This is a genomic window from Actinospica sp. (assembly GCF_035552695.1).
Taxonomy (GTDB): domain Bacteria; phylum Actinomycetota; class Actinomycetes; order Streptomycetales; family Catenulisporaceae; genus Actinospica.
Genome location: NZ_DASZKT010000093.1, coordinates 66,525 through 92,553, shown reverse-complemented (window position 1 = coordinate 92,553; position 26,029 = coordinate 66,525). Strand labels below are relative to the sequence as shown.

The 26,029-nt window shown below is 69.8% G+C and carries 23 protein-coding genes; 11 read left to right on the top strand and 12 right to left on the bottom strand.

Translation table 11 applies throughout. The features are described from left to right. Positions 1-41: 41 nt before the first annotated feature. Positions 42-1,295, bottom strand: coding sequence for a chitinase (locus VG296_RS11975; protein WP_325565736.1), 1,254 nt, complete (start codon positions 1,293-1,295; stop codon positions 42-44). A 185-nt stretch (positions 1,296-1,480) separates the two neighbouring features. After that, the gene (locus VG296_RS11970; RefSeq protein ID WP_325565735.1) at positions 1,481-3,046 is read right to left on the bottom strand and encodes an APC family permease; all 1,566 of its coding nucleotides are present in this window, start codon (positions 3,044-3,046) and stop codon (positions 1,481-1,483) included. A 340-nt stretch (positions 3,047-3,386) separates the two neighbouring features. Between VG296_RS11970 and VG296_RS11965 the strand changes: the two genes are divergently transcribed. Beyond that, entirely contained in the window at positions 3,387-4,691 is a 1,305-nt protein-coding gene (locus VG296_RS11965; protein ID WP_325565734.1) for a S53 family peptidase, read from the top strand. Between the two features lie 68 nt (positions 4,692-4,759). Next, positions 4,760-6,244 carry an alpha-N-arabinofuranosidase gene (locus tag VG296_RS11960; RefSeq protein ID WP_325565733.1) on the top strand — a complete coding sequence of 495 codons (1,485 nt, stop codon included), beginning with the start codon at positions 4,760-4,762 and terminating at the stop codon, positions 6,242-6,244. Between the two features lie 3 nt (positions 6,245-6,247). Here VG296_RS11960 and VG296_RS11955 read toward each other — a convergent pair whose 3' ends face one another. Beyond that, on the bottom strand, positions 6,248-7,513 hold the full coding sequence (locus tag VG296_RS11955) for a DUF445 domain-containing protein (protein WP_325565732.1): 1,266 nt from the start codon (positions 7,511-7,513) through the stop codon (positions 6,248-6,250). Positions 7,514-7,640: 127 nt separating this feature from the next. After that, a complete protein-coding gene (locus VG296_RS11950) occupies positions 7,641-9,350 on the bottom strand; it encodes an AMP-binding protein (RefSeq protein ID WP_325565731.1) in 1,710 nt (569 codons plus the stop codon). A 126-nt stretch (positions 9,351-9,476) separates the two neighbouring features. On the opposite strand from VG296_RS11950, the gene VG296_RS11945 reads away from it, so the two are divergent. The 3 genes from VG296_RS11945 to eutC are packed head-to-tail and all read left to right on the top strand — an operon-like array spanning position 9,477 to position 13,288. Continuing rightward, on the top strand, positions 9,477-11,036 hold the full coding sequence (locus VG296_RS11945; protein ID WP_325565730.1) for an APC family permease: 1,560 nt from the start codon (positions 9,477-9,479) through the stop codon (positions 11,034-11,036). Then, positions 11,037-12,470 carry an ethanolamine ammonia-lyase subunit EutB gene (gene eutB, locus VG296_RS11940; protein ID WP_325565729.1) on the top strand — a complete coding sequence of 478 codons (1,434 nt, stop codon included), beginning with the start codon at positions 11,037-11,039 and terminating at the stop codon, positions 12,468-12,470. Further along, complete coding sequence (gene eutC / locus VG296_RS11935; protein ID WP_325565728.1) at positions 12,467-13,288, top strand: ethanolamine ammonia-lyase subunit EutC; 822 nt, start codon at positions 12,467-12,469, stop codon at positions 13,286-13,288. The genes eutB and eutC overlap by 4 nt, the downstream gene beginning before the upstream one ends. Here eutC and VG296_RS11930 read toward each other — a convergent pair. Together VG296_RS11930 and VG296_RS11925 are read right to left on the bottom strand one after the other, a co-directional pair. Then, positions 13,260-14,969, bottom strand: coding sequence for an MFS transporter (locus VG296_RS11930; RefSeq protein ID WP_325565727.1), 1,710 nt, complete (start codon positions 14,967-14,969; stop codon positions 13,260-13,262). The genes eutC and VG296_RS11930 overlap by 29 nt on opposite strands. A gap of 204 nt (positions 14,970-15,173) precedes the next feature. Further along, positions 15,174-15,578, bottom strand: a complete 405-nt coding sequence (locus VG296_RS11925; RefSeq protein ID WP_349259531.1) for a MarR family winged helix-turn-helix transcriptional regulator — start codon at positions 15,576-15,578, stop codon at positions 15,174-15,176. Between the two features lie 294 nt (positions 15,579-15,872). Between VG296_RS11925 and VG296_RS11920 the strand changes: the two genes are divergently transcribed. Continuing rightward, the gene (locus VG296_RS11920) at positions 15,873-16,721 is read left to right on the top strand and encodes a PIG-L family deacetylase (protein WP_325565725.1); all 849 of its coding nucleotides are present in this window, start codon (positions 15,873-15,875) and stop codon (positions 16,719-16,721) included. Positions 16,722-16,725: 4 nt separating this feature from the next. Here the strand turns inward: VG296_RS11920 and VG296_RS11915 are convergent, their stop codons facing one another. Continuing rightward, positions 16,726-17,562, bottom strand: a complete 837-nt coding sequence (locus VG296_RS11915) for a class I SAM-dependent methyltransferase (protein ID WP_325565724.1) — start codon at positions 17,560-17,562, stop codon at positions 16,726-16,728. A gap of 41 nt (positions 17,563-17,603) precedes the next feature. Then, positions 17,604-18,668, bottom strand: a complete 1,065-nt coding sequence (locus tag VG296_RS11910; protein WP_325565723.1) for an Rv2578c family radical SAM protein — start codon at positions 18,666-18,668, stop codon at positions 17,604-17,606. A gap of 153 nt (positions 18,669-18,821) precedes the next feature. On the opposite strand from VG296_RS11910, the gene VG296_RS11905 reads away from it, so the two are divergent. From VG296_RS11905 to VG296_RS11895, 3 genes are read left to right on the top strand one after another with little or no spacing between them, the layout of a single operon-like run. Beyond that, positions 18,822-19,454 (top strand): GTP cyclohydrolase II, encoded by a 633-nt coding sequence (locus VG296_RS11905; protein ID WP_325565722.1) that lies wholly within the window; start codon positions 18,822-18,824, stop codon positions 19,452-19,454. 45 nt (positions 19,455-19,499) lie between these two features. Further along, positions 19,500-20,447 carry an NADP-dependent oxidoreductase gene (locus VG296_RS11900; protein WP_325565721.1) on the top strand — a complete coding sequence of 316 codons (948 nt, stop codon included), beginning with the start codon at positions 19,500-19,502 and terminating at the stop codon, positions 20,445-20,447. A gap of 29 nt (positions 20,448-20,476) precedes the next feature. Continuing rightward, complete coding sequence (locus VG296_RS11895; RefSeq protein ID WP_325565720.1) at positions 20,477-20,980, top strand: MarR family winged helix-turn-helix transcriptional regulator; 504 nt, start codon at positions 20,477-20,479, stop codon at positions 20,978-20,980. Between the two features lie 23 nt (positions 20,981-21,003). Here VG296_RS11895 and VG296_RS11890 read toward each other — a convergent pair whose 3' ends face one another. Both VG296_RS11890 and VG296_RS11885 read right to left on the bottom strand, forming a co-directional pair. Continuing rightward, positions 21,004-21,945, bottom strand: coding sequence for a hypothetical protein (locus tag VG296_RS11890; protein WP_325565719.1), 942 nt, complete (start codon positions 21,943-21,945; stop codon positions 21,004-21,006). 8 nt (positions 21,946-21,953) lie between these two features. Continuing rightward, positions 21,954-23,471 (bottom strand): APC family permease, encoded by a 1,518-nt coding sequence (locus VG296_RS11885; protein ID WP_325565718.1) that lies wholly within the window; start codon positions 23,469-23,471, stop codon positions 21,954-21,956. Between the two features lie 494 nt (positions 23,472-23,965). On the opposite strand from VG296_RS11885, the gene VG296_RS33190 reads away from it, so the two are divergent. Further along, on the top strand, positions 23,966-24,415 hold the full coding sequence (locus VG296_RS33190) for a hypothetical protein (protein WP_325565717.1): 450 nt from the start codon (positions 23,966-23,968) through the stop codon (positions 24,413-24,415). Continuing rightward, positions 24,349-24,627 carry a hypothetical protein gene (locus tag VG296_RS11875; RefSeq protein ID WP_325565716.1) on the top strand — a complete coding sequence of 93 codons (279 nt, stop codon included), beginning with the start codon at positions 24,349-24,351 and terminating at the stop codon, positions 24,625-24,627. Before VG296_RS33190 ends, VG296_RS11875 begins: the two co-directional genes overlap by 67 nt. Here VG296_RS11875 and VG296_RS11870 read toward each other — a convergent pair. Both VG296_RS11870 and VG296_RS11865 read right to left on the bottom strand, forming a co-directional pair. Further along, positions 24,611-25,300, bottom strand: a complete 690-nt coding sequence (locus tag VG296_RS11870; protein WP_325565715.1) for a GNAT family N-acetyltransferase — start codon at positions 25,298-25,300, stop codon at positions 24,611-24,613. The genes VG296_RS11875 and VG296_RS11870 overlap by 17 nt on opposite strands. Before the next feature lie 43 nt (positions 25,301-25,343). Continuing rightward, a complete protein-coding gene (locus VG296_RS11865) occupies positions 25,344-25,952 on the bottom strand; it encodes a helix-turn-helix domain-containing protein (RefSeq protein ID WP_325565714.1) in 609 nt (202 codons plus the stop codon). Between the last annotated feature and the right edge of the window lie 77 nt (positions 25,953-26,029).

Genomic DNA, 26,029 nt, shown 5'->3' with positions numbered 1-26,029 from the left:
TGCCGGGCCACGGAGGCTGTGGCGGGAGTATCAGGCTCCTGCTAGCAGGCGCCGTCGTCGTTCCAGGCGCCCGACGAGCCGCCCGGAACCTCGTTGTAGTTCCACTGGTTGGCCGTCCAGTTGTGGCCGTTGTACGAGACCTCGGCGCCGCTCGAGTAGGACGACGAGGAGCTCCACGCGGCCGCGCACGTGCCGCCGCCGCTACTGCCGGTGCCCGACGTCGAGGTCGGGGAGGCCGACGGGCTCGACGTGGTCGGCGGCGTGGTCACCGGCGGGGTGGCGCCGGCGAATTCGGCGTCGTACTTGGTGAAGTCCCAGCTGTTCTGGGTGACGCTCGAGCAGCTGCCGGAGAGCGTTCCGTTGTTGTTCGGCGGGTTGCACTCGCGGTCCCGGTTCACCGACCAGAACGAGTAGCGGCCCAGGCCGTTGCTCTCCGCCCAGCTCAGCACGGACTGGAAGTCGGTCTGGTAGAAGTACTCCGCCGAGTCGGTGCGTCCGTTCATCGAGGAGATGCCCTCGTGGGCGTACGCGGTGGCCGAGCTCCAGCCGAACGTGGACGTCAGGATGCCGTTGAAGGCCTGCAGCGCGGAGATCTGCGAGGAGGCGCCGCTGAAGCCGCCGTCGAAGGGCATGATGGTGAAGCTGTTCGGGGTGAAGCCGAGGGTCTTGGCCTCGTCCAGCAGCTGCGTGCCGAACCAGCCGGTGCCGGCGGTGGTGCCCGGGATCGTCACTGAGATGTAGATGCCCGGGTTGTTCTTCTGGATGATCTGCGCGGCGCCGAGTTCGTTGGCGATGGCCGTCGAGTTCTCGTATTCGGGCTCTTCCAGGTCCAGGTCGATCGCGTGCAGCCCGTACGCGGTGACGACCTGCTGCTCCGCGGCCGCCGTCGCCGAGGCGCTGCCGCAGACCTGGCCGAGCTTGGTGCCGCCGTAGCCGCCGAAGGAGACGGCGACGTCGCCGCCGGCCGATCGCAGGGCGTTGATCTGAGAGGCCACCGAGTCGCCGGAGGAGACCGCCGAGGAGCCGCCGTCGAACGCGGGGGCGCAGGTGCTGTTGTTCTGAGCCAGCACGAACGCCAGCACGTAGGCCTTCTCGCCGGTCGCGGCCATGACCTGGGTCAGGTCCGGCGGATTGTTGTCCAGCGGCATGTCGTAGGGGGCCGACGCGTACCAGTTGCTGCCCAGCGCGGTCGTGGCGGCCTGCGCCGCTCCGCTGCCGACCGTGGCGACCAGCACGCCGCCCGCGACGAGGCTCGCCGCGGCCGCGGCGGCCATCGCGACCCTCGGTACGCGCACATGTATACCACTGACTTTGCGCACTCCATCTGCTCCTTCGGGATGGATGGGACGCGACGACGACCGTGCGCGGAGGAGCACACGGCACGACGCCGCCAGGTGCGAAGGATCCTTCACGGCGAGAATGGACTAGACCAGTGCGACTGTCAAGGCATCAGGATTAAGCGCGGCTTAGTCCGCGCTGATCATTTCTCCTGTTCAGCGGCCTCGGTCTGCTGCGGCCAGGCGCCGCGGCGGATGACCTCGCCGCGGAAATACTGCGGACGCACGGCGCGATACATATACATCAAGGGGATGCCCAGGACGAGCGAGCCGACTCCGGTGAGGAAGACGCCGCCGATGTGCCAGTGCGGCGAGAAGGGCATGTGCCACTGCGTGAAGCCGTAGCTCGGGTTCCAGAACTGGTACGCGCCGTAGGCGAAGAACGTGAACAGGATCAGCGCGCCGAGCAGCGGCAGGAGGAAGCGCAGCCAGAGCGTACGCGGCCCGCCGCCGCGGAAAGCCCTCGGGGCGAAGTGCCAGGCGCACGCCAGGCCGGTCAACCCGTAGTAGAACGCGATGGCCAGGCCGAGCGAGGAGATCGAGTCGGCCAGCACGTTGCTGCTGATCTTCGTCAGCAGCACGTAGAAGGCGATCGACGCGAGACCCATGCCGACGGTTGACCAGGTCGGGGTGCGGAAGCGCGGGTGGATCCGGGCGAAGGCGGACGGGATGCCGCGGTGGTCGGCCATGGACAGCGCCGTGCGCGCGGTGGGCATGATCGTGGTCTGCGTCGACGCGGACGCGGAACTGAGCACCATCAGCACGAGCAGCTTGCTGAGGAAGTGGCCGAAGCCGACGCTGCCGAAGACCGCGCTGCCGAGGCCGGACAGCACGTCGCCGGAGTTGTCGGTATTGGCCAGCCCCGAGCCGGTGGTACCGACCCCCGCGAAGGCCTGCGCGGACACCGTGACCAGGCCGTATGTCACCAGCAGCAGGACCGTGGACAGGACGGCTGCGCGACCCGGGGTCTTCGAGCGGTCCTTCGTCTCCTCGTTCACCGAGACCGCCGTGTCCCAGCCCCAGTAGATGAAGATCGCGGTGAGCAGGCCGAGCGTCAGCGCGGAGAACGAACTGATGTTGAAGGGGTTGAACCAGGATGCCGAGACGTGCATCGAGCCGGAGACGCCGTGCCCGGAGTAGACCTTGGTCAGCGCGGTGATGGAGAGCACCGCCAGCATGACGAGCTCGATCGACAGGAGCGCGACCTGGATCCTGGCCGAGAGTTCGATGCCGACATAGCAGATCAGGGTCATCAGCGCGATCCAGACGACGCCGGCGACCTCGGTCCAGCCGGTGCTCGCCGCCAGCCCGTACGCGCCGACCAGCTGGAAGCCGTACTGCCCGGCGATCTGCGCCAGGTTCGCCATCACGATCACGTCGGCCACGATGATCGCCCAGCCGCCGAGCCAGCCCGTCTTCGGCCCGAAGACGCGCGCGCCCCAGGTGAATGTCGTGCCGCAGTCCGGGTCGATCTCGTTCAGGCCCTGGTAGCCGAAGGCGATGAAGAGCATCGGCACGAACGCCAGCAGCATGATGACCGGCGCCTGCGCCCCGACCTGCCCGACGACCAGGCCGAGCGAGGCGGCCAGGCTGTACGCGGGCGCCACCGAGGCGGTGGCGATGACGATGCTCGAGGTCAGGCCGAGGGCGTTCGCCTTCAGCCCCTTGCTCGACGCGGCGGTGCCCGGTGGCGCGGAGGTCGCGGACATGCAGGGGCTCCAGGGGGTCGGCGGATGAAGACGCTTCGGTGTCAAATATCTCTCCGCATCCGAGCCTTGTCATGCCCGACGCGCGGGCGATTTGTCCGCCGAGTGAACCGTTGTGAAACGGGGGCTTGACGTGGCAGGCGAGTGGATCGACGCTGCCAACGGATCGGCGTCGCGAATCAGGGCTCGCACGCCGCCGCGACCCGCCACCCACCCACCCCCGCGTCCGAGCCCGCCGTCGCAGTGCTCTGACGCCCGGATCCGCAACGGAGAATGAATGCTGCCCACACGATTGACGATCCGTCAGAAGGCGATACCCGCCTCGCGATCCACGTCGCGAGCCATGCCACGATCCACCTCGCGCTCCGTGTCGCGCCGTCTGATCGCCGGCGTCGCAGCGCTCTCCCTCGCGCTGCTCGGGCTGGGAGTCGGTCTGGCCGCGCCCGCCGAGGCGGCCACCGGCTCCACCGGGCCGACGCCCTTCGGCTGCAACGTCTCCACCTCGCCCGGCGTGATGCACTGCCTCGGCTACACGACGAAGCACAGCAGCCGCGCGTCGGCGAACGCCCGGTCCGAGACGACCGGCAGCTCCACCACAGTCGGCTACATCCCCTCCCAGCTGCGGTCCGCGTACAACCTGACCGCGACCGGCAGCTCGAGCGAGACCGTCGCCGTCGTCGACGCGTTCAACGACCCGAACGCCGCGGCTGACCTGGCCACTTACCGGAGCGCGTACGGCCTGCCGGCGTGCACCGCCGCGAGCGGCTGCTTCAAGCAGGAGAGCGAGACGGGCACCGGCTCGCTGCCCTCGACGGACTACGGCTGGTCCGAGGAGGAGTCCCTGGACCTCGACATGGTCTCGGCCATCTGCCCCGGCTGCCACATCCTGCTGGTCGAGGCCAGTTCCGCGACCGAGGCCGACCTCGACACGGCCGAGAACACGGCCGCGGCCGGCAGCGGCGTGGTCGCGATCTCGAACAGCTGGGGCGGCACCGAGTCTTCCAGCGAGACCACCGACGACGCGGCGTTCCACCACACCGGGATCGCGATCACGGCGAGCTCCGGCGACAGCGGCTACGGCGTCATCTGGCCCGCCGCCTCGCCGTACGTCACCGCGGTCGGCGGCACCAGTCTGAGCAAGGCCTCGAACTCGCGTGGCTGGACCGAGTCGGTGTGGTCCACCTCGTCGACCGAGGGCACCGGCTCCGGCTGCTCCGCCTACGAGTCGCAGCCGTCCTGGCAGACGAACCTCAGCCTGCCCGCGGGCTGCGGCAAGCGCATCGTCGCCGACGTCTCCGCGGTCGCCGACCCGGCCACCGGCGTCGCCGTCTACGACACCGCCAACAGTTGCGGCAGCAGCTCGTGGTGCGACCTGCTCATCTCCCTCGGCCTCGCCACCGGCGCCGACGGCTGGGTCCAGGTCGGCGGCACCAGCGCCGCGTCCCCGATCATCGCCTCCGTCTACGCCCTGGCCGGCAACACGTCCGGGATCGGCAACGGCTCGTACCCGTACAGCCACAGGTCCGCCCTCAACGACGTGACCTCCGGCTCGACCAGCACCTGCTCCCCCGCGTACCTGTGCACCGCCGAGACCGGCTACGACGGTCCCACCGGACTCGGCACGCCGAACGGCACCGGAGCGTTCTGAGTCGTTCTAGGTTAGGGAGGGCGCTCTCGATCACGAGGGCGCCCTCGCCGACGTACGGAGGTCCAGGAGTGACCCGCATCGCGGTGGATCCGGCGCGGCGCGTCGGCCGGCTTGACCGGAACGTGTTCGGCGGCTTCGTCGAGCACCTCGGGCGCTGCGTCTACGGCGGCCTGTACGACGAGGGCTCGCCGCTGGCGGACGACGAGGGCTTTCGCACCGACGTGCTCGACCTGCTGCGCGGCCTGCGGATGGGCGTGCTGCGCTGGCCGGGCGGCAACTTCGCGAGCAACTACCACTGGACGGACGGCATCGGGCCCAAGGACGCTCGGCCGACTCGCCCGGAGCTGGCGTGGGGCGGTGTGGACACGAACCGGTTCGGCACCGACGAGTTCCTGCGCTACTGCGCCGCGGCCGGCACGGATCCGTACATCTGCCTGAACATGGGCACCGGCACGCTCGAGGAGGCGCTCGCCTGGGTCGAGTACTGCAACGAGGAGCGGCGCACGCACTGGGTCAAGCAGCGTGCGGCCAACGGGCATCCGGAACCGTACGGCGTCACGTACTGGGGGCTCGGCAACGAGATGTACGGGGACTGGCAGGTCGGCGCCCTCTCGCCCGAGGAGTACGTCGCCGAGGCCACCCGCTGGGCCCGCGCGATCCGCATGCTCGATCCGGACGTCAAGCTCGTGAGCTGCGGCATGAGCGGCTGGGACGACTGGGACCGGGTCGTCATCGACGGTCTCGCGGAGCACGTGGACCTGCACTCGCTGCACATCTACACGGGCTCCGACGACTATTGGACGAACGTTCTCCAGCCGCATCAGGCCGAGCGTGCGATCCGCTGCGCCAGTGGCCTGATCGAGCGCGCGGCGTATGCGCGGAGGCTGGAGCGGATCCCGCGCATCGCGTATGACGAGTGGAACGTCTGGTTCCGCACCGAGGACGGGGCCCTCGAGGAGCGCTACGACTTCTCGGACGCGCTGGCCGTGGGCACGTATCTGAACATCTTCGTGCGGAACTGCGACTGGGTCGCGATGGCGAATCTCGCGCAGATGGTCAACGCGATCGCGCCGATCGTCACGACGCCGGACGAGGTGGCCGTGCAGCCGATCTACTATCCGGTGCTGCTGCACGCGCAGGCGGCCCTGGACTACGCCGTGGACGTGCACGTGGACGGTCCGACCGTCAGTCCGCTGGAGCCGGGCGCGCCGAAGAGCCGCTGGGGGCACCGCGTCGAGGATCTCGGGCCGTTCAGCCTCGTGGACGCCGCGGCGACGGTCTCCGCGAACGGCGACCGGATCGCGTTGACCTTGGTCAACCGGGATCCGAACGAGGCGCGGGAGATCCAGGTCGTGCTGCGCGATCGCACGTTCGCGGCGGATGCGGATGTCACCGTCGTCACGCAGGCGGACGCCTCATCAGCCCGCGAACTTCCCGACGTCGAGCCGGCCCGGCTGCACGGCGAACAGGCGCCGGCGAAGGGATCCACGCTCACGTTCACCCTTCCCGCGCGGTCGTTCACCGTCGTCGAGGCGGCCCTGGGCGGAGCGTGATCACTAGTGTGCGAGGTCTGACAGCCTGGTCAGGGTATAGATCAGCAGCCCGGCCAGCGCGCCGACGACCGTGCCGTTGATGCGGATGAACTGCAGGTCGCGGCCGATCTGGATCTCGATCTTGCGGGAGGTCTCCTCGCCGTCCCAGGCGTTGACGGTGTCGGTGATCAGGGCCGTGATCTCGCTTCGGTACGTGGAGACGACGTAGACGGCGGCGCCCTCGACCCAGCCGTCGGCCTTCTCGCGCAGCCGGGCGTCCTCGTTCAGGCGCTGGCCCAGGGAGCGCACGGCCTCGCTGAGCCGGCCGCGCAGGTCGCCGTCCTCGGCGGTGAACCCTTCGAGGATCATCCTGCGCAGCGCCGCCCACGCCGCGACGGCCGCCTCCTCCGTCGCCGGGTGCGTGAGCAGCTCGTTCTTGAACCGGTCGGCGCTGGCCATCACCTCAGGGTCCTTACACAGGTCGTCGGCCAGCTTGGCCAGGTACGCGTCGACCGCGCGGCGGGCGGCGTGGTTCGGCTCGTCGCGCACGGCCCGGGCCACCCGCAGCAGCTCCCGGTGCACGCGGCGGGCCAGCCGTTCGTCGAGGAACCGGGGTGTCCAGCCGGGCGCCTCGCTCTCGACGGCCTGCTCGATCGCCTCGGGGTGGTCCACCAGCCAGTCCACGCCACGCTGGGCGAGCAGGTTCACGACCGGGCGATGCGCGTCGGCCTCGACGTAGCGGGCCAGCAGGCGTCCGGCGGGCGGGCCGGCGGGCATGGCTTCGAGGCGGCGGGTGAGCGCCTCGGTCAGCACCTGGCGCACCTTGTCGTCGTCGAGCACCGACAGCGCGCCGCGGATCATGCCGCCGGCCTCGTGCGCCAGGCGGTCGGCGTGCGCGGGGTCGGAGAGCCAGGCGCCGAGGCGGGTGGAGAGGCCGACCGCGCGCAGCCGGGTCCGGACCACCGATTCGGAGAGGAAGTTCTCGCCGACGAACTCGCCGAGCGAGCGGCCGAGCGCCTCCTTGCGATTCGGGATGATCGCGGTGTGCGGGATCGGCAGGCCGAGCGGACGCCGGAACAGCGCGGTGACCGCGAACCAGTCCGCGAGCGCGCCGATCATCGCGGCCTCGGCGGCCGCCTCGACGTACCCGGCCCAGCCCGCGCCGCGCCCGCTCTGCCAGCGGGCCAGCACGTAGACGAGGGTGGCGACGACCAGGGCGGCGCTGGCCACCGCCTTCATCCTGCGCAGCCCGCGACGCTTGCCGGCCTCGGCCGGTGACAGTGCTCTCACCACTGCATTGTCACCCGGACGAGCGATGAACGACGCCAAGATCGCTCGAAGCGCACAAAGCCGCGGCGTCGGGCGCGCCCTCAGCCGGAGCCTCGGCCGCGTCCAGCCGCTGGAAAATCGGCCGGGCCTAGCCGCGCAGCTCGGGGAACTGCTCGTCGCGCCACTCGGTCAGCTCCGTCTCCCCCAGCGCCGCGCGCTCCTCGCGTCCGCGCAGGTCGACGCGCCGGATCTTGCCCGAGATGGTCTTCGGCAGCTCGAAGAACTCGATCCGCCGCACGCGCTGGTACGGCGCCAGGTGCTCCCGCGCGTACTTCAGGATGTCGTGCGCGGTCTCCGGCGACGGTTCGTACCCGGCGGCCAGCGCCACGTAGGCCTTCGGGACCGCCAGCCGCAGCTCGTCCGCGGCCGGAACGACCGCCGCCTCGGCGACGGCCGGATGCTCGATCAGCACGCTCTCGAGCTCGAACGGCGAGATCTTGTAGTCCGAGGCCTTGAACACGTCGTCCGTGCGCCCGATGTAGAAGATGTACCCGTCGGCGTCCCGGGATGCGACGTCGCCGGTGTGATAGTAGCCATTTGCCATCGCCTCAGCGTTGCGCTCCGGGTCGCCCTGATAACCCGTCATCAGGCTCATGGGCCGCTTCGACAGGTCGACGCAGATCTCGCCTTCATCCGCGGGCCGACCGGAGACCGGATCCACCAGCACGATCGGCACACCGGGCAGCGGCAGGCCCATCGAACCCGGTTTGACCGGCATGCCCGGCACGTTGCCGACCGCGAGCGGCAGCTCGGTCTGCCCGTAGCCGTCCCGGATCATCAGACCCCAGGCCTGCCGCACCTGGTCCATGACCTCGGGGTTCAGCGGCTCGCCGGCCGACATCAGCTCGCGCAGCGCGCCAGGCCCGCCGGTCAGATCGGCCTTGATCAGCATCCGCCACACGGTCGGCGGCGCGCAGAACGTGTTCACCCCGGCGCGCCGGACCTGGTGCAGCAGCGCGGCCGCGTCGAAGCGCGCGTAGTTGTAGACGAAGATCGTCGCCTCGGCGATCCACGGCGCGAAGAAGCAGCTCCACGCGTGCTTCGCCCAGCCCGGCGAGGAGATGTTCAGGTGCACGTCGCCGGGCTTCGCGGCGACCCAGAACGACGTGGCCAGGTGCCCGACCGGATACGAGACCTGAGTGTGCTCGACCAGCTTCGGCCGGTTGGTCGTGCCCGAGGTGAAATACAGCAGCTGCGGGTCGGACGGGGCCGTGCCGGGGTGCGGCGTCGGCGGCACGTCGAGCGCGTACGCGTCGCGGTATGCGATCCAGCCGTCGGGAGTCTCGTCCGCGGTGCGTCCAACGGCGAACCGCTCGTATTCGCCGGGCACGTCGTCGAATTTGGCCGCGTCCGCCGCGTTCACCAGCACGTGCCGCACGCCGCCGCGCGCGACCCGGTCGGCCAGGTCCGCCGGCCCGAAGGCGGTGGTCGTCGGCAGGATGACCGCGCCGAGCTTCATCGCCGCGAGCATCGACTCCCACAGCTCGACCTGGTTGTTCAGCATCAACAGCACGCGATCGCCCCGCCGTACGCCGTGCCCGGCCAGATGCGCGGCGACCTGATCGGAGCGGCGGGCCATCTCGTCGAAGGAGTAGCGCGCCTCGCTGCCGTCCTGCTCGACGATCCACAGCGCCGTCCGCTCGACCCCGCGGGCGATCGCGTCGAACCAGTCGACGGCCCAGTTGAACCGCTCCTCGAAATCCGGCCACGCGAAGCTCGCCACCGCCCCGGCGTAGTCGCGGGACGAGTCCTGCAGCAGGTCACGCGCGGCACGGTACTTCTCGGTCGTCGACTCCATCGTCGTGCATCCTCCGCTGCTCTGGTGCGAATCGGCTGATCTGAATTTAACAACCACGTCGCTGTTCTCGCCGATCAAGGAGCCACCCTGGGCGAATACCCCTCCGACGCTGGAAAGGCGTGATCCGTGAGCACACTCGACACGAGCGTGGAGCCCGCCGCCCCCGCCGTGACCCATGGCAGTCTGAAGAAGAACGCCGTCGGCATGATCGGCGTCATCTTCATGGTGCTGGCGACCGCGGCCCCGATCACCGCGATGACGGGAAACCTGCCGATCGCGGTCGGCTCGGGCAACGGCGCGGGCACCCCGGGCACATTCCTGTTCGCCACCGCCGTGCTGGCCGTATTCACCATCGGCTACGGAGCGATGGCCCGGCATGTGACCGCGACCGGCGCGTTCTACGGCTTCATCACCCGCGGCCTGGGCCGCGCGGCCGGCCTCGGCGCGGGGCTGATGGCCACCCTGGCGTACATGGTGTTCGAGGGCTCGCTCATCGGCATCTTCGCGTCCTTCTTCAAGACCGACGTCGAGACCTTCGGCGGGCCGAAGATCAGCTGGATCGGGTACGCGCTGGTCGGCATCGCCGTGATCGCGATGCTCGGCTACTTCGACATCTCCATCTCCGGCAAGGTGCTCGGCGTGTTCCTGGTCGCCGAGGTGATCATCCTCGCCGCGCTCGGCCTGGCCGTGCTCTTCCACGGCGGCGGTCCGGCCGGTCTGCAGGCTCAGTCGCTGAACCCGGGCAACGCGTTCAAGGCCGTCGCCGGGGGCAGCGCGGCGATCGGGCTGTTCTTCGCCTTCTGGTCCTGGGTCGGCTTCGAGACCACCGCGGTCTACGGCGAGGAGTCGCGCAATCCGACCAAGATCATCCCGCGGGCCACCCTGATCGTCGTGATCGGCCTCGGCCTGTTCTACACGTTCATCGCGTGGATGACGATCTCGGGCAACGGTCCTTCGCAGGCGATCGCGGTCTCGAACGGCTCGACCGGCAACGCCTTCGATCTGTTCTTCGGCATCACGCAGAAGTTCATCGGCGTGTGGGCCAAGGACGTCTACATGGTGCTGACCGTGACCGGCTCGTTCGCATGTGCGCTCGCCTTCCACAACTCCGCCTCGCGCTACCTCTACGCGTTCGGCCGCGACGAGCTGCACCCGGCCGTTCGCCACCTGGGCCGTACTCACCCGACGCACAAGTCCCCGCACATCGCCTCGGTCGTGCAGTCGATCGTGACGCTCGCGATCACACTCGGGTTCTTCTGGTTCCAGGCGCCGACCAAGGCCGCGCCGGACGTCGCGTACTACTTCGAGTTCGGACTGCTGGCGATCATGGGCACGATGGCGATCCTGATCGTGCAGGCGATCTGTTCCATCTCAGTGATCTGGTATTTCCACGTGACGAAGCACCCCGCTGATTCGCCGGTGCTGGCGACGCGCAGCTGGTGGCGCACGCTGCTGGCCCCGGCGCTCGGCGCGCTCGGCATGGTGTACGTGGTCTACCTGCTGTTCAGCCACCTGAGTTTCGCCGCCGGTGCCGCCGCGACCAGCCCTGTGTACCAGATCACGCCGTACGTGGTGATCGGCGTCGGTGTGCTCGGGGTCGTGGTGGGCCTGGTCCTGCGCGCGGTCAGCCCGGAGCACTACCAGAAGATCGGCGCGACGGTTCTCGCGGACGCGGCGGAGAAGTAGATGACGTACCGGGCCGTGATCCGCGGCGAGGGATTCGGCTTCGCCTCGCTGCGGGAACTGCTCGCCGCCGCGAACGAGGAGAAGTCGGGCGATCAGCTGGCCGGGATCGCGGCCCGGGACGAGCGGGAGCGGGTCGCGGCGAAGATCGCGCTGGCCGACGTGCGGCTGTCCGAGATCGTCGCCGAACCGCTGATCGACGACGAGGTGACCGCCGCCGTCTCCCGACCGGCGGACCCGGCGGCCTTCGCCGAGATCGCGGCGCTGACCGTCGGTGAGTTCCGCGAATTCGTCCTCGATCAGGGCTTCGCCGCACGCTGGTCGTCCGGCCTTGCCGCCGCGATCACTCCGGAGATCGCGGCGGCCTGCGCGAAGCTGATGAGCAACCTGGACCTCGTCGCGGCGCCGAAGCCGCTGCGCGTCGAGACCCGCTGCCGCAACGTGATGGGCGGCGAGGGAGTGCTCGGCGTGCGGGCCCAGCCGAACCATCCGACGGACGACGTGAGCGGAATTCTGCTCTCCGCGCTCGACGGTCTCGGCTTCGGCTGCGGAGACGCGATGATCGGCGTGAACCCGGCGACCGAAGCCGTCGGCACGGTCGCCGCGATCCTGCACGGGCTGCACGACCTGATCGGCGCGCTCGGCGTGCCTACGCAAACCAGTGTGCTGGCACACATCACCACGCAGCTCGCGGCGCTGGAGACCGGCGCCCCGGTGGACCTGCTCTTCCAGTCGGTCGCCGGGACCGAGGGCGCGAACCGCTCCTTCGGCGTGGACCTCGCCCTGCTCGCCGAAGGACGCGCGGCCGTCGTGGCCCAGCACGCCTCCCGCCCCGGCGAATTCGTCGGCGACCAGGTGATGTACTTCGAGACCGGTCAGGGCAGCGCGTTGTCCGCCGAGGCGCATCACGGCGTCGATCAGCTCACGATCGAGGCCCGTGCGCAGGCCGTGGCCCGCCTGTTCGATCCGTTCCTGGTGAACTCGGTCGTGGGTTTCATCGGCCCCGAATATCTCGCCGACGCGACGCAGATCACCCGGGCCGGGCTCGAGGACCACTTCGTCGGCAAGCTCATGGGCGTGCCGACGGGAATCGATGTCTGTTATACGAACCATGTGAACGCCGACCAGAACAGCAACGACGCGCTGCTCGTGCTGCTCGCCGCGGCCGGTTGCGGCTACGTGATGGGCGTTCCCGGTGGCGACGACGTGATGCTGAACTATCAGACCACGAGCTATCACGACGTCGCGACCGTGCGCCGGACGCTCGGCCTGCGCCCGGCCCCGGCGTTCGAGGCATGGCTGGAGGCGAACGGACTGTGGCGCGATGGCGCCCCGGCGCCGCGGCCCGCGTGGCCGACCTCGCTCGCCGAATTGGACGTGACCGCCGCCGTGTCCGGGCGTCCCGTCCGCGAACTCCTCGCCCGGGCGGCCGCATGACCACGTCCGCTACGCCGTCTTCTACGCCGTCTGCAACCCCCGCAGCTTGGGTACGCGACCTGACCCCCGCACGCCTCTACCTGGGGCGCGCCGGAACCTCGTACCCCACGCACGCGCTCCTCGCCCTGCGCGCCGACCACGCCGCAGCACGCGACGCCGTGCACGCCCCGTTGCCCGCGGACTTCGACCTCGGCCTTGGTGGGGTCGTCGGCGTCGGCGGAGTCGTCGTTGCCCAGTCTCGTGCCGAGTCGCTACAGCAATACCTTCGCCGCCCTGACCTCGGCCGACGCCTCTCGGACGCAGCACGCGACGCGCTCGCGGCGGAATGTCCGCACGGCGCCGACGTCCAGTTCGTGATCGGCGACGGCCTGTCGTCAGCTGCCGTACGATCTCAGGTTCCGAAGCTGCTGCCGGCATTGTTCGAAGGCTGCGAACGGCACGGCTGGAGTATCGGCGCGCCGGTCCTCGTACGGCACTGCCGGGTCGGGATCGTGAACGACATCGGTGACCTGCTCGCCCCGAAGGTCGTCGTGCTCCTGATCGGCGAGCGCCCAGGCCTGGCAACGGCCGAATCCCTCTCCGCCTACTTCGCGTACCGCCCGCGCACAGGTCACACCGACGCTGAACGGAATCTGATCTCGAACATCCACGACGCGGGCGTGACGATCCCGGACGCCGTGACCCGTGTGCTCTCCTTCATCAGTGCACTCATGGAGGAGGAGCGAAGCGGCGTGGACGTCAAGGAACCGCCGTTCGCTCCTCCTCTCGGCGCTGCCACTCTTACCGCTCCTACTCCTCCGCCAGCGATTCCTCGCTGATCAGCGACTCATCCGCGCGGCCGCGCAGCCCGAACGCCGCCAGCAGCGCCGCGGCCAGCGCGGCAACGCCGCAGACGACGTAGCCGAGCGAGTAGGCGTGGTCGAGGGCGTTGAACGCGACGTCCTTGAGCGGATTGAAGGGCACTGTCTGCCCGTTGGCCAGGGTGACGGTCCCGGGTACGGCGTTCGCACCCAGCGGCCCCGAGTCGACCGCGCCGATCGCGGCCTCGAGCGACTGCCTCTGGCCGGCTGAGGCGGAGGCCGCCGAGGCGTTGAACTTCGAGAGAGCACTCGCCAGCGCCTGATTCGAAGCGACCTTCGACGAGATCTCGGCAGCCGCCCGGCTCAGTGCTACTGCGCCGATCACCGCCGGCCCGAGCGTGAACCCGAAGTCGCGCAGCAGGCTCGTCGTTCCGCTGGCCATGCCCGCGAAGTGGTTCGGCACGGTGTTCACGGCCACGGCGGTGACCGCGGAGAGCGCGAAAGCGAAGCCGACGCCGACGACCAGCAGCGGGGCGATGACGGGCGCGACCGAGAGGTTCGACGCGGACAGACCGGCGAGCCAGAGGTCTCCCGCGCCGATCAGCGTGAAGCCGACCCCGAGCGTCCACTTCGGATTGTAGCGCTCGAGCACCCGCGATACCACCGGGGTGAGGACGAGCGCCATCGCGTTGAGCATCACGAACGCGATCGAGGTCTTGAGCGGTGTGAAGTTCTGGATCGCGGAGAGCCGGATGCTGGTCGCGTAGCCGGTGCCGAGATAGGCGAACATGCCGACCACGGTCGCTATCGCGGCGACCGCGAACGCCCGGTTCGCGAACAGGTCGAGGCGCAGCAGCGGGGCGGCCGAACGCCGCTCGACGAGGATGAACAGCGCGAGGAAGACGACCGCGAGTACGAACCCCGCGACCACCGCGCCGCTCCCCCAGCCGCTCGTCGGGCCCTGGATCACCGCGTAGAGCAGGGCGAACAGCGAGATCGCGATCGTGATCTGCCCGGGCCAGTCGAGCGAGCGGCCCTCCGGCGCGGAGGAGTCGCGCGCCCAGACGATCGACACGACCGTGCTGATCGCGGCGAGCCCGAGCACCGCGACGAAGGCCCAGCGCCAGGTGGCGTACGGATCGGAACCGAAGCCGTAGCGCGCGAGCCAGCCGCCGACCACCGGCGAGATGAACGCGCCGGAGGCCAGGGCCGCGGCCCAGATCGAGATGGCCCGGGAGCGGTCGCGCACGGTATGCGTTCCGGCCGCGACCATGGCGAGCGTCGTCGGGAAGATCGCCGCGGCCCCGACGCCGGAGATGATCTGCCCGCTCCACAGCACGAGCACCCGGGTGCCTGTCGAGGAGCCCGCTCCGGGGGTGAGCACGCTGATCGTCTGCCCGACGACGAGCAGCAGCGACCCGATGATGAGCAGCCGCTTGCGCCCGAACAGGTCGCCGAGCACGCCGAACGTGAGCTCGAGCAGGGTCACCGGCACCAGGAAGGCGTCGGAGATCCAGGTCAACTGGGCGGAACTGGTCCCGAGATCCTGCTGGAACAGTCCATTGAGCACGGCGGGTATCGCGAGCGCGACCTGCGCCACGCAGACCGCGAGCGCCGCCGCGGCGAGTGTCCCCCGGCTCAGCCGGTGGTGCGCCGCGGGCCCGGTGGTGGCGGCGTCGAGTCGGACAGGGGTGGACAACGGTGGCCTCCGGTGTTCCGAAAGAGAGGTGCTTCCTTGCCCGGAGGGTGCCACACGACGGCGAAAACGTACAGGTTTCCTGATGGTTTGTTTTCGACAGGAAACCTGATCAAGGCATGAGTTTGGTGCTAACGCGGTCAGCGCGGCGCGAGTAAAGATCAGGAAACTTGTTAGTGTGGTCGCGGTACGGTCGGTGGCCGGAGGTCAGTGCGGGAGGTGGCCGGAGAGGGCGGCGCGGCAGGAGAGGAGGCTCTCTCGCAGCTGGCCGATCTGCCGGTCGGTGAGACCGACGAGCATCCGGTCCTCGAGGGCGGCGACCTGGTCGCGGTAGCGGCTCAGCAGCTTGCGGCCCACCGGGGTGAGGGCGAGCACGAGGCGGCGGCGGTCGCTCTCGTCGCGATGCCGCTCGATCAGGCCGAGGTCGCGCAGCGCGGAGACCATGTCGGCCATCGCCTGGGCGGTGACGAAGGAGTTGCGGGCGAGCTGAGCCGAGGTCAGGTTCGGGTGCCGCTCGAGGACGGTCAGCGCGGTGTACTGCAGCGCGGTGAGGCCGTCGGGACGGACGATGTCGTCGAGGGCCGCGCGTACCGCGAGCTCGACCTGCTTCATGACGTACAGCAGCGAGGGCTCGCCCTCCAGGGTCCCGCGGGAGAGCCGGGCCGGTCCTCCTTCTCCCGCGCCGGGCTGCTGCTTCGCCCGCGCCGTCGCGCCGGCCGTGCGCGCCGCCTCGCGTGGGGCCACGGACTTCCTCCCTCGATAGGACGGCCTGCCTGATCAGCTGCCGGGCAACAGTCTGCCACCCGCCACCGGTCGCGGTACGCGGCCGGCCGCCGCTGTCAGCGGCTGTCGACGCCCGTCCCCGGCTGTCGGCGGCTGTCGGTGGCGCCCCGTAGGATGCGGCTCATGGTTGATCGGCCACTGACGTTGATGGCGGTGCACGCCCATCCCGACGACGAGGCGACTGGCACCGGCGGGGTGTTCGCGCGGTACGCCGCCGAGGGCTTCCGCACCGTGCTCGTTACGTGCACGGACGGGAGCTGCGGGGACGGGCCCGGCGGGGTGAAACCCGGGGAGCCTGGGCACGATCCCGCGGCGGTCGCCGCGCTGCGCAAGGTGGAGCTCGAAGCCGCCTGCCGGGTGCTGCAGATCGACGAGCTGGAGCTGCTCGGCTACGCGGACTCGGGAATGATGGGCTGGCCGCAGAACGACGCGCCGGGCTCCTTCTGGACCACGCCGGTCCCCGAAGCGGCGGCGCGACTCGCCGAGCTGATGCGCATCCACCAGCCCGACGTCGTCATCACGTACGACGAGAACGGCTTCTACGGCCACCCGGACCACATCCAGGCGCACCGGATCACCATGGAGGCCGTGGCGCAGTCCGGCATCCCGGCGAAGGTCTACTGGACCACCGCGCCGCGCTCGATGATGGCCGAGTTCGGCCGGATCATGCGCGAGCTCGGCGAGGACTGGGACGTCCCCGAGGACGGCGAGAACAGCGAGAACGACGGGAACAACGTCCCCGACATCGGCCTCCCCGACGAGGAGATCTCCACCTGGGTCGACGTCGCCAAGTTCGGCCCGCAGAAGTTCGACGCCCTCAAAGCGCACGCCAGCCAGGGCGAGAACATCTTCTTCCTGAACCTCGGCGTCGAGCGCTTCACGCAGTTGATGGGTATCGAGACCTTCGTGCGAGTCCAGGACACCACCGGCGCGCCACTACCCGAAGACGATCTGTTCGCGGGCCTGCGCTAGGCGGTCACTTGCGGACGAACATCACCTCGGTATCACCTGGCCAGTCCCAGAAGACGCCTTCGGGGGATCGCTCCCACAGCAGTTCTCGCACCTCGACGGCGAATTCGTCGACGCGGTCGCCGAAGAGGTGCGGCGCGGCGAAGGACATGGAGAAGTAGCCTGACACCACGCTCTCGACGTCCCGCACGAGGTCGGGGATGCCGGGAGCGAAGATCACCCGTGGCGCGCCGAAACGGGTGCCTGCGAGGGCGTCCTCGAGGCTCAGTGCCTGAACCGGCGGGGCGCTCTGGCCCGCGCGCCTGGTCGGTCCGAGATACTTCCGGACGAGTTCGCCGATCTCGTCGTGCGGAATTCGCGGCGGCCCGGGGCTCGGCGGGACGGGCCGCCCCTCGAACTTGTGCCCGACAAGAGCAAGAGCGCCGCCCGGCTCCAGCATGTCGTACACCGCCTCGGCCACCCGGATTTCGTCGGTCCAGTAGAAGGACTGGCCGAAGGTGACCATTCGGTACGGCCCGGGCGCCACCTCGGGAAGCTCCTCGGCCCGAGCCTGGATCCAGGTGATGTTCGCGATGCCGCGCTCCTGGGCCGCCCCGCGGCCTTCGGCGATCATCGCGGCGTCGGGGTCGAGGCCGACGACGGCCTCGAACAGGTGGGCCAGTCGTATGGTCAGGATGCCGGGACCGCATCCGACGTCGAGGAGCCTTCCGCTGCCGTCACCACCATGACCATCATCCAGGCCGAGCTCCGCAGCGAGGAGAGCCTCGAGCTGAGGCGAGTAGGGGGGCCTTCCGGACCGGTAGTGGACGGCCGCGCCGGCAAAGAACGAAGGGTCGTATCGCACCGCAGGACGCTACCAGTCATCTCGTATCGCCGCCGCAAGCCCTAGTCGCCCCAGAGGCTCAGTTGGGTGGGACGCTCCGCGGACGGCGAGTCGGCCGACGCTTCGGCCGAGGGTTCGGGATCGGGCTGCGGGAGGTTGCGGGCGGAGCCGCGGTTGGGGCGGGTCATGCCGAATTCGGCGGCGTATTCGTGGACGAGGTCGGTGACCTTGTCGCCGTACCAGGCGGGGAGGTACGAGCCGCGGCGGTAGAGCGCTCGGTATCGCGGCACGAGGTCGGGGTGATGCTCCTTCAGCCAGGCGGCGTACCACTCGCGGGCACCGGGGCGCAGGTGCAGCATCAGCGGAGTGACGGACTTCGCCCCGGCCCGCGCGATCGCCTCGACCGTCGCGCGCAACTGCTCCGGTGAGTCGGAGAGATGCGGCAGGATCGGCGCCATCAGCACCGAGCAGCCGATGCCCGAGTCGGCGAGCGCGCGTACGGCGTCGAGGCGGCGGGCGGGGCTGGGCGTGCCGGGCTCGACCTCGCGCCACAGCGCGTCGTCGACGAAGCCGATGGACATGCTCAGGCCCACCTCCACCTCCCGCGCGGCACGCTGCAGCAGCGGCAGGTCGCGCAGCATCAGTGTGCCCTTGGTCAGGATCGAGAAGGGCGTCCCGGAATCGGCGAGCGCGGCGATGATCCCCGGCATCAGCTGGTAGCGGCCCTCAGCACGCTGATAGCAGTCCACGTTCGTACCCATCGCCACGTGCTCGTGGCGCCACGACTTGCGGGCCAGCTCCCGTCGCAGCACCTCCGGCGCGTTCACCTTGACCACGATGCGGGTGTCGAAGTCGAGTCCGGAGTCGAAGTCGAGGTAGGTGTGCGTCTTGCGTGCGAAGCAGTAGACGCAGCGATGGCCGCAGCCCCGGTACGGGTTCACAGTCCAGCCGAAGAACGGCGAGTCGCCGGGTACGCGGTTGAGCACGGTCTTCGCGCGCACCTCGTAGAAGGTCGAGCCGCGGAAGGCGGGCGTGTCGAAGGTGCGCACGACCGGCTCGGCCTCGAACAGCGCACCTTGACGGGAGCCGCCGTCCTCGGCGTCGATCAGCTGGCCGGACCACCTCATCCCACCACTATAGAACATCTGTTCGATGCGTGGATGTCGAAAACGCGGAACAACTCGTCGCCGGAGAGGGTTGTTCAAATTTGAAATCGAGCGTACGCTCGGGATCGAGTTCAAATTTGAAGCCAACCGAGCCGAGTCTCGTCAGGAGCGATCATGGCGACCGAGATCCCCGCAGCCACCATCCGCACCCGCGTCACCATCCCGCTGACCTTCGGCGACGGCTACTCCGTCACCGCGGAGGCGGTCACCTTCCACGGCCTGGTCGACGGCGCGGAGCACCTCGCGCTGCTGCTCGGCGAGCGTTCCGGCAACGCCACCCCGCTGGTGCGCATGCACTCCGAGTGCCTGACCGGAGACGTGTTCGGCTCGGCGCGCTGCGACTGCGGGCCGCAGCTGCGCGAGGCGGCCGAGCGGATCGAGAACGCCGGCGGCGTGCTGCTCTACCTGCGCCAGGAGGGCCGCGGCATCGGCCTGTACAACAAGCTCGACGCGTACGCGCTGCAGGACGCCGGCCTGGACACCTACCAGGCCAACCTGGCGCTCGGTCTGCCCGAGGACGGCCGCGACTACACCGCCGCCGCGCAGATGCTGAACGCTCTCGGCATCATTGAACTCGACCTGCTGAGCAACAACCCCGACAAGGCCCGCCAGCTGCGCGACCTCGGCATCAAGATCGCCGAAACGGTCCCGACCGGCGTGCACGCCACGCCGAACAACCTGCGCTACCTCAGCGCCAAGGTCGAGCACACTCACCACACCATCGCGCTCGCCGGCGCGCTGGGCTGAACCGCTCCCCCGCACCCACGCTGTTCCCCCGAAAGGCCGATCGTGATGAAGGCAGTCATCGTCAACGATTTCCGAGCCGAACCCGAACTCACCGAACTGCCCACGCCCGAACCGGGGCCGGGCGAACTGCTGGTCCACTTGCTCGCCGCCGGTCTCAACCCGTTCGACTGGAAGGTCGCGGACGGCGCGCTCAAGGACGTCGTGCCGCACTCCTTCCCGCTCGTGCTGGGCTCGGACGGCGCCGGGCTGGTCGTCAAGACCGGTCCCGGGGTCACCAGGTTCCGCGAGGGCGACCGGGTGTACGGCCAGTTCATGCGGCTGCCGCAGGGTCAGGGCTCGTACTCCGAGTTCACCCTGGCCCATCAGGACGGCAAGCTCGCGCTGCTCCCCGACGAGCTCGACTACCCGCTCGCCGCCGCGCTGCCCACCGCCGCGGTCACCGCGTACCAGGCGGTCGGGGCGGCGAACCTGAAGGACGGTCAGACGCTGCTGATCAACGGCGCGAGCGGCGGCGTCGGGCAGTCGGCGGTCCAGTTCGCCGCCCGCCTCGGCGCGCGCGTGCTGGCCACCGGGACCGCGGACGTGGCCGATTACCTGCGGGAACTCGGCGCGCACACGGTCATCGACTTCACCGAGGCGCCGACGCACGAGCAGGTGGCCGCCGCGTACCCGGACGGCATCGACGCGATGCTCGACCTGGTCGCCTCGACCGTGAGTGATGTCAATGCCCTGAGCGAGCTCGTGCGCAACGGCGGCACGGTGGTCAGCACGACCCACACCGCCGACCCGGAGACTCTCGCGGGGCGCGGCATCCAGGGCGTGAACCTCGCCAGCGACGCCACCCCGGAGACGCTGGCCGAGCTCGCGAGGCTGGCGGCGAGCGGCGACCTGCGGGTGCGGATCGAGCAGACGGTCCCGCTGGCCGAGGCCCCGGAGGCGGTCGCGAAGGCGCGCGCCGGCCATTCACGCGGCAAGACCGTGATTCTGCCCTGAGGATCGACGAGGAGAAGTAGGCTGAGGTCGTGGCTGAGCAGGTGGAATGGCTGTCCGAGGACGAGATGAAGGCGTGGCTGGCGTTCTTCGCCACCGCGGCGCTGCTGGACCGCAAGCTGGACCAGCAGCTCAAGGACGAGGCCGGGCTTACGCACGTGCAGTACGAGGTGCTCTCCCGTCTCAGTGAGGCGCCGAACCGCGAGCTGCGGATGACCGAGCTCGCCGAGACGCTGTTCACCACGCAGAGCGGCACGACCTACCAGATCTCGCAGCTGGAGAAGGCCGGGTACGTCCGGCGCCGGGAATGCCGCGGCGGCCCGCGCGGAGTCTGGGCCGTGCTCACCGACGCCGGTTTCGAGGTCTTGAAGGAGGCGGCGCCCGGACACGTGCGCGCCGTGCGCAAGCTGCTCATCGACGTGCTGACGACGGACGAGCTCAACGCCGTAGCCAGCGGGCTCGGCCGGGTCCGGGACCGCATCCTCGCGCAGGGCGACTACCCCGGCGTGTCGGCGGCCCTGGGTCGGCGCTCCTGAGCTTCGGCTCGAGTCGGTGCCGGCTAGCGCCGCCCGCTCAGGGCTCTGCTTCGCCAGTAGCCGAACGTGGACGCGGGATCTCCCGCGAGGGACCACGGGGTGCTGGCGGCGAGGTCGCCGATGAGGTCGAAGACGGCGGCCGCCTGCTCGACGCGGTTGCCGAAGCAGAGGCCGTGCGCGAGATAGTGCAGGTCTGGGACGTCCTGGGCGTATGCGCGGCCGCGGCGGCGGAACCAGCGGTCCAGGACGACATCGAGGTCGTACATGGCGCCTTCGTCGATCCAGATGTCGTTCAGGGCCAGGTCCGCGGCGTCGTGCTTGGCCCGGCCGAACTTGAACTCCTCGACGCGCGCGACGAGCGGCAGCACAGCGAGCGGCGAGCCGTGCGGGGCCCGCTGGGCGCACTCGCGGGCGAAGTTCTGCACCATCGTGGCCGAGCCGTGATAGCGGCTGGAGAAATAGCGCAGCACCTGATGGCAGGCCTCGCGATTGAACGCGTCGCGGCGCTGCATCTCGGCCCACCAGGAGTCGATCTCCCGCTTGCCGCCCGGATAGAGCCGGGCGATGGTGAGCAGCGAGACCACGGGCACCGGATCGGTCGGGGCCGCCTTGGCCGCTGCGACGCAGGCTTCGACGGTGGCGTCGAGGCGCATCGTCGCCACCGTCCCGTCGCGCGCGACGACGCGGAAGGTCCGCACCACCTCGACCTCGGCGCGCAGCACCAGCGCGTCCACGCTCTCGGGCTGCGCGACCTGCCAGGTCTCGACGCACTTGCCGCCGGCCGCCGCGTCGGCCAGCACCCTGACCCGGTGGGTGCGCCGGTCCCAGTCCGCGCCGGTCCTCTCCAGCAGGTCGCGCACGCCGACCCAGCGCCCGATGCCGATGTCCTCCACCGCGGTGCGCAGATCGCGGTCCCGCAGGCAGATGTCGAATACGGGCTTGAACGTCCGGCCCAGCGGCGGCACGGCGCGGCCTACAGGTCCGTGGCCAGCACGTCGTCCGGCGCGCCGGAGCGGGTCGCGGCGGCCAGGATCCCGTCGTGCTCGGCCTCGTTTTCGCCGACCAGCGTGTCCAGGGACACCTCGAGCCGTTCGGTCCGGTAGTACGAGCTGCCCTTGCGCCAGAACCAGACCAGCGGGATCAGGCCGAGGGCGAGCGCGCCGAGGCCGATCTCCTTCGTCTCCGCGGTCAGCGTCGGCAGGGCCTGCACGAACACCCAGGCCATGAACACCGCGCCGAGCAGCGGCCAGAGGCCGATGAACACCGCGTTGCCAACCGACTTCAGCAGCACCTTGCGATACGCGACGATCACCGCGATCGCGGCCAGGCTGTAGTAGACGCAGATCTGCAGGCCGATCGCGCTGAACGCGTCGCTCATGATCGTGCCGAGCGAGCCGACCTTGTTGGACAGGACGAACAGGACGAGGCTGATCACGCCGACGACGCCGAGCGCGACCAGCGGGGTCTGCCGGCGCGGGTGCACCCGGCCGAGCGCGCGCGGCAGGGTGTGGTCGCGGCCCATGGCGAACAGCGAGCGACTGACCTGGATGAGCGTGGTCTCCAGGGTGGCGACGGTGGAGAGCATCACCGCGACGACCATGATCTTGCCGCCGGTCCCGGCCCAGACGACGTTGCCGAGCGCGGAGAGCACGTTGGCCGCGTTGCTGTTGATCTGATCCGAGGTCAGGTTCAGGTTGACGACGACGGCGAAGAGCTCGAACAGGCCGAGCGAGATCAGCACGCCGACCAGGCCGCTGGTGCCGGTGGTGCGCCAGGCGCGCTTGGTCTCCTCGCTCAGGTTGCAGGTGACGTCCCAGCCCCAGTAGTAGAACGCCGCGACCAGCGCGCCGGCCGCGAATCCGCTGCCGCCGTGGAAGGCGCCGAGGCTGAACCAGTGCCAGCTGAAGTGCGTGACGTGGCCGCTGCGGAACAGCGCGACCAGGCCGAAGACCAGCAGGATGGCGACTTCGACCCCCGTCATGATCCACTGGGCGTGCGCGGTGATCCGGACGCCGACGCCGACCAGCGCGAGCATGACCAGGAACCAGATCGCGCCGACGATGAGCGTGTCGGTGGTGTTCGCCGCGGCGGAGGCGGAGAAGAGCGAGAGGGTCGCGGTCCCGGCGGGCAGCGAGCCGATGACCATGAAGATGAGCGCGGAGACGACCAGCGCCCAGCCGGCGATGAAGCCGAGCGCGGGGTGCAGCGCCCTGGCCACCCACGAGTAGCTGGCGCCCGCGTTCACGTCCACCCGGGTCAGGTAGCTGAAGGCGAAGGCGATCCCGAGCATCGGTATGCCGCAGTAGAGCAGCGCGGCGGGACCTGCGTAGGCGACCGCGCCGACCAGCGCGGCCGTGGTGCCGGCGATCGAGTAGGCGGGTGCGGTTCCGGCCACGGCCATCACGGTGGAGTCGAACCGGCCCAGTGATTCTCCGCGCAGCCGGTGCCCGGTGGCATCGGCGGCGGCGGCCCGTTGGCTTCTGGTCGTCATGTGCTGTGCTCCTCGCTCGTCGCTCGCATTCCGGGGCGGTGCAGGGTACGGAAGCGCAGAGTATGGCCGGGTGGTACGCGTGCCTATGGACAGGACGTACAAGAGGTGCGCGGGATTCTGGCGTGCGGCCACGAGCCGGGGGATCACCCGCGGGATGCGTCGGACCAGCGAAACCGGTGGTACACCGGCGTTTGAGCCCACACCGTACACGGCCGTAGGACCTCGGCAAAGCCGCACGCCACGCCCCGGTATCCACACTGCGAGATCGTGATTTCACGCAGGGACATCTTGGCCGGACACGCGCCGAGTGGCCGAAATCCTGCTGGCCGGAGCGGTGGTTAACGGATCTTTTGCGGACGACCTCGGCACGCCCGTGCGCAATCGTTATACCTGCCGGTGGATGTGAAGCAGCCTTTACCCCGCGTTCCTTGCCGCAGGCGGCCGCCGCGCAGTACGACCAGATCGGCTGCCAATCCGCGACGAAGGAGTCTGCGATGGTGAATCGGGCTACCCGGCGACGACAGCTGAGAGCGCTCTCGGCCGTGCTGCTCGTCGGCACGACCGGCCTGCTGTTCGGCGGCTCCCTCGGTGCCGTGCCCGCGCACGCCGCCGCGTCCGGCGCGTCGGGCGGGTCCAGCGTCTCCGGCTCGCAGTGGTTCGACGACGCGGCCGACTCCGTGCTCACCGTGCGGAACGGCGAATACGTGGACGGATACGGTCGCGAGGTGGTGCTGCGCGGGTTCAACGTCTCGGGCGAGTCCAAGCTGGCCGAGAACAAGGGCCTGCCGTTCGCGAGCGTGGCCGACGCGCGGAAGTCGGCGGCCGCCATGCGCGACCAGACCGGCGCGGACGCCGTCAGCGGGAGGGGTGCTGGCAGGTGCCCGAGCGCATCCAGCTTCATTCGAAACTGTGCAAGGTCACCCTCGACTTCACCGACGCGCTGATCCCGTCGACCGTCCTGCGGATCGATGCCGAGATTCAGCACGGCAAGCTGATCATCGTCACCTCGCCGGGCATCGTGATCGACACCGGCGATCTCACACTCACCTATTCCAAGGTGAAGCTCAAAGCAAGGAAAGCCGCCGCCGATCACCCCCGGCTGCGCATCGAGATCGTCGGCGCGCTCTACTTCGCGAAGGTCATCGAGCAGGGGTGAGGAGCGGGATGGGCATCGCACGGCGCACGGTGAATCCGAGCTTCTCGTAGAGCCGGAGAGCGCTCTCGTTGGACGCGGCCGCGTGCAGGAACGGGGTCTCGCCGCGTTCCATGATGCCGGCCGCGACCGCGCGGACCAGGCGTCCGCCGAGGCCCTGGCCGCGGTAAGCCGGGTCGGTGCAGACGGCGCTGATCTCGGTCCAGCCGGGCGGGTGCATGCGTTCGCCCGCCATGGCGATGAGAGCGCTCTCTCGGCGGATGCCGAGGTAGGTGCCGAGTTCGATGGTGCGCCGGCGGAAGGGGCCGGGGTCGGTGCGCGCGATCAGGTCGAGGATCTCGGGCACGTCGTCGGAGCCGAGCACGACGGCCTCGGCGTCGGGCAACGGCTCGACTCCGCTGCCTTCCAGCTGCACACCGTCGAGCATCACGGTCAGTTCCCAGCTATCAGGCCACTGGGTCACGCCGGGGAGCACGAGCGGCGCGTCCGGTTCGAGCAGGTGGACGGCGTCGTCCCAGGCCCGCTGGTCGCTCGCATCGTCGAGGGCGGCGAACACGGCGACATCCGGGTCGAAGCGCACGGCCCTCCCGTGGCGCCGGGCGAATGCGGCGTGGTGGCCGGCGAGCGAGGCCGCCACCGGACGGTCCAGCACGTGAGCGTGTGCATCGGCAGTCATATGATCAGTCTCCGAGCGCTGTTCGAGGGCTGTCAAAACCGTTTCACGGTGCGGCGGGTTCGCGGTGCGGAATCGGCGCGGCATCGGTGCGGCGCAGACCGTCCATCAGCAAGTCGAGCAGGCGGGAGGCCTGGTCGCGCTGCTCGGGGAATACGCACACGGAGAAGATTCCGACCACACCGACGACCACGTCCTCCGCTCGCACGTCGGCACGCAGCGTCCCGGACGCGGCGCCGGCGTCGAGCAGCGGCTGAATCGCGGCGGACAACTCCTGGCGCGCCTCGGACTTCGTGATGGTGCCGGAGGCGATCAGGGTGCGCAGGGCCTCGGCCATCTCCCGCTTGGTCGCGACATAGTCGGCGAAGCGATCCATCCAGCCGCGCAGCGCGCGGTCCGGCGGCTGCTCGGCGAGTAGTTCTGCGGCGGCTTCGCAGAGTCGGCCGCGCTCGGCGCGGTACACGGCCTCGACCAGCGCCTCCCGCGTCGGGAAATGCCGGTAGAGCGTGCCGATGCCCACGCCCGCCTCGCGCGCGACCGCCTCGAGGGAGACCTTTCCCTCGCCGGTGGCGAACGCCCGCCGGGCGGCCTCGATCAGCCGCTGCCGATTGCGCTGCGCGTCCACGCGCACGGTGCTTCGCTGGGTGTCCTCCATGAAGCGGAGGTACCTCCGTTTCCGCTACGCTGGGTCCGTACCGGAGGTTCCTCCGGTTGTATCTCGTGCACCACGAT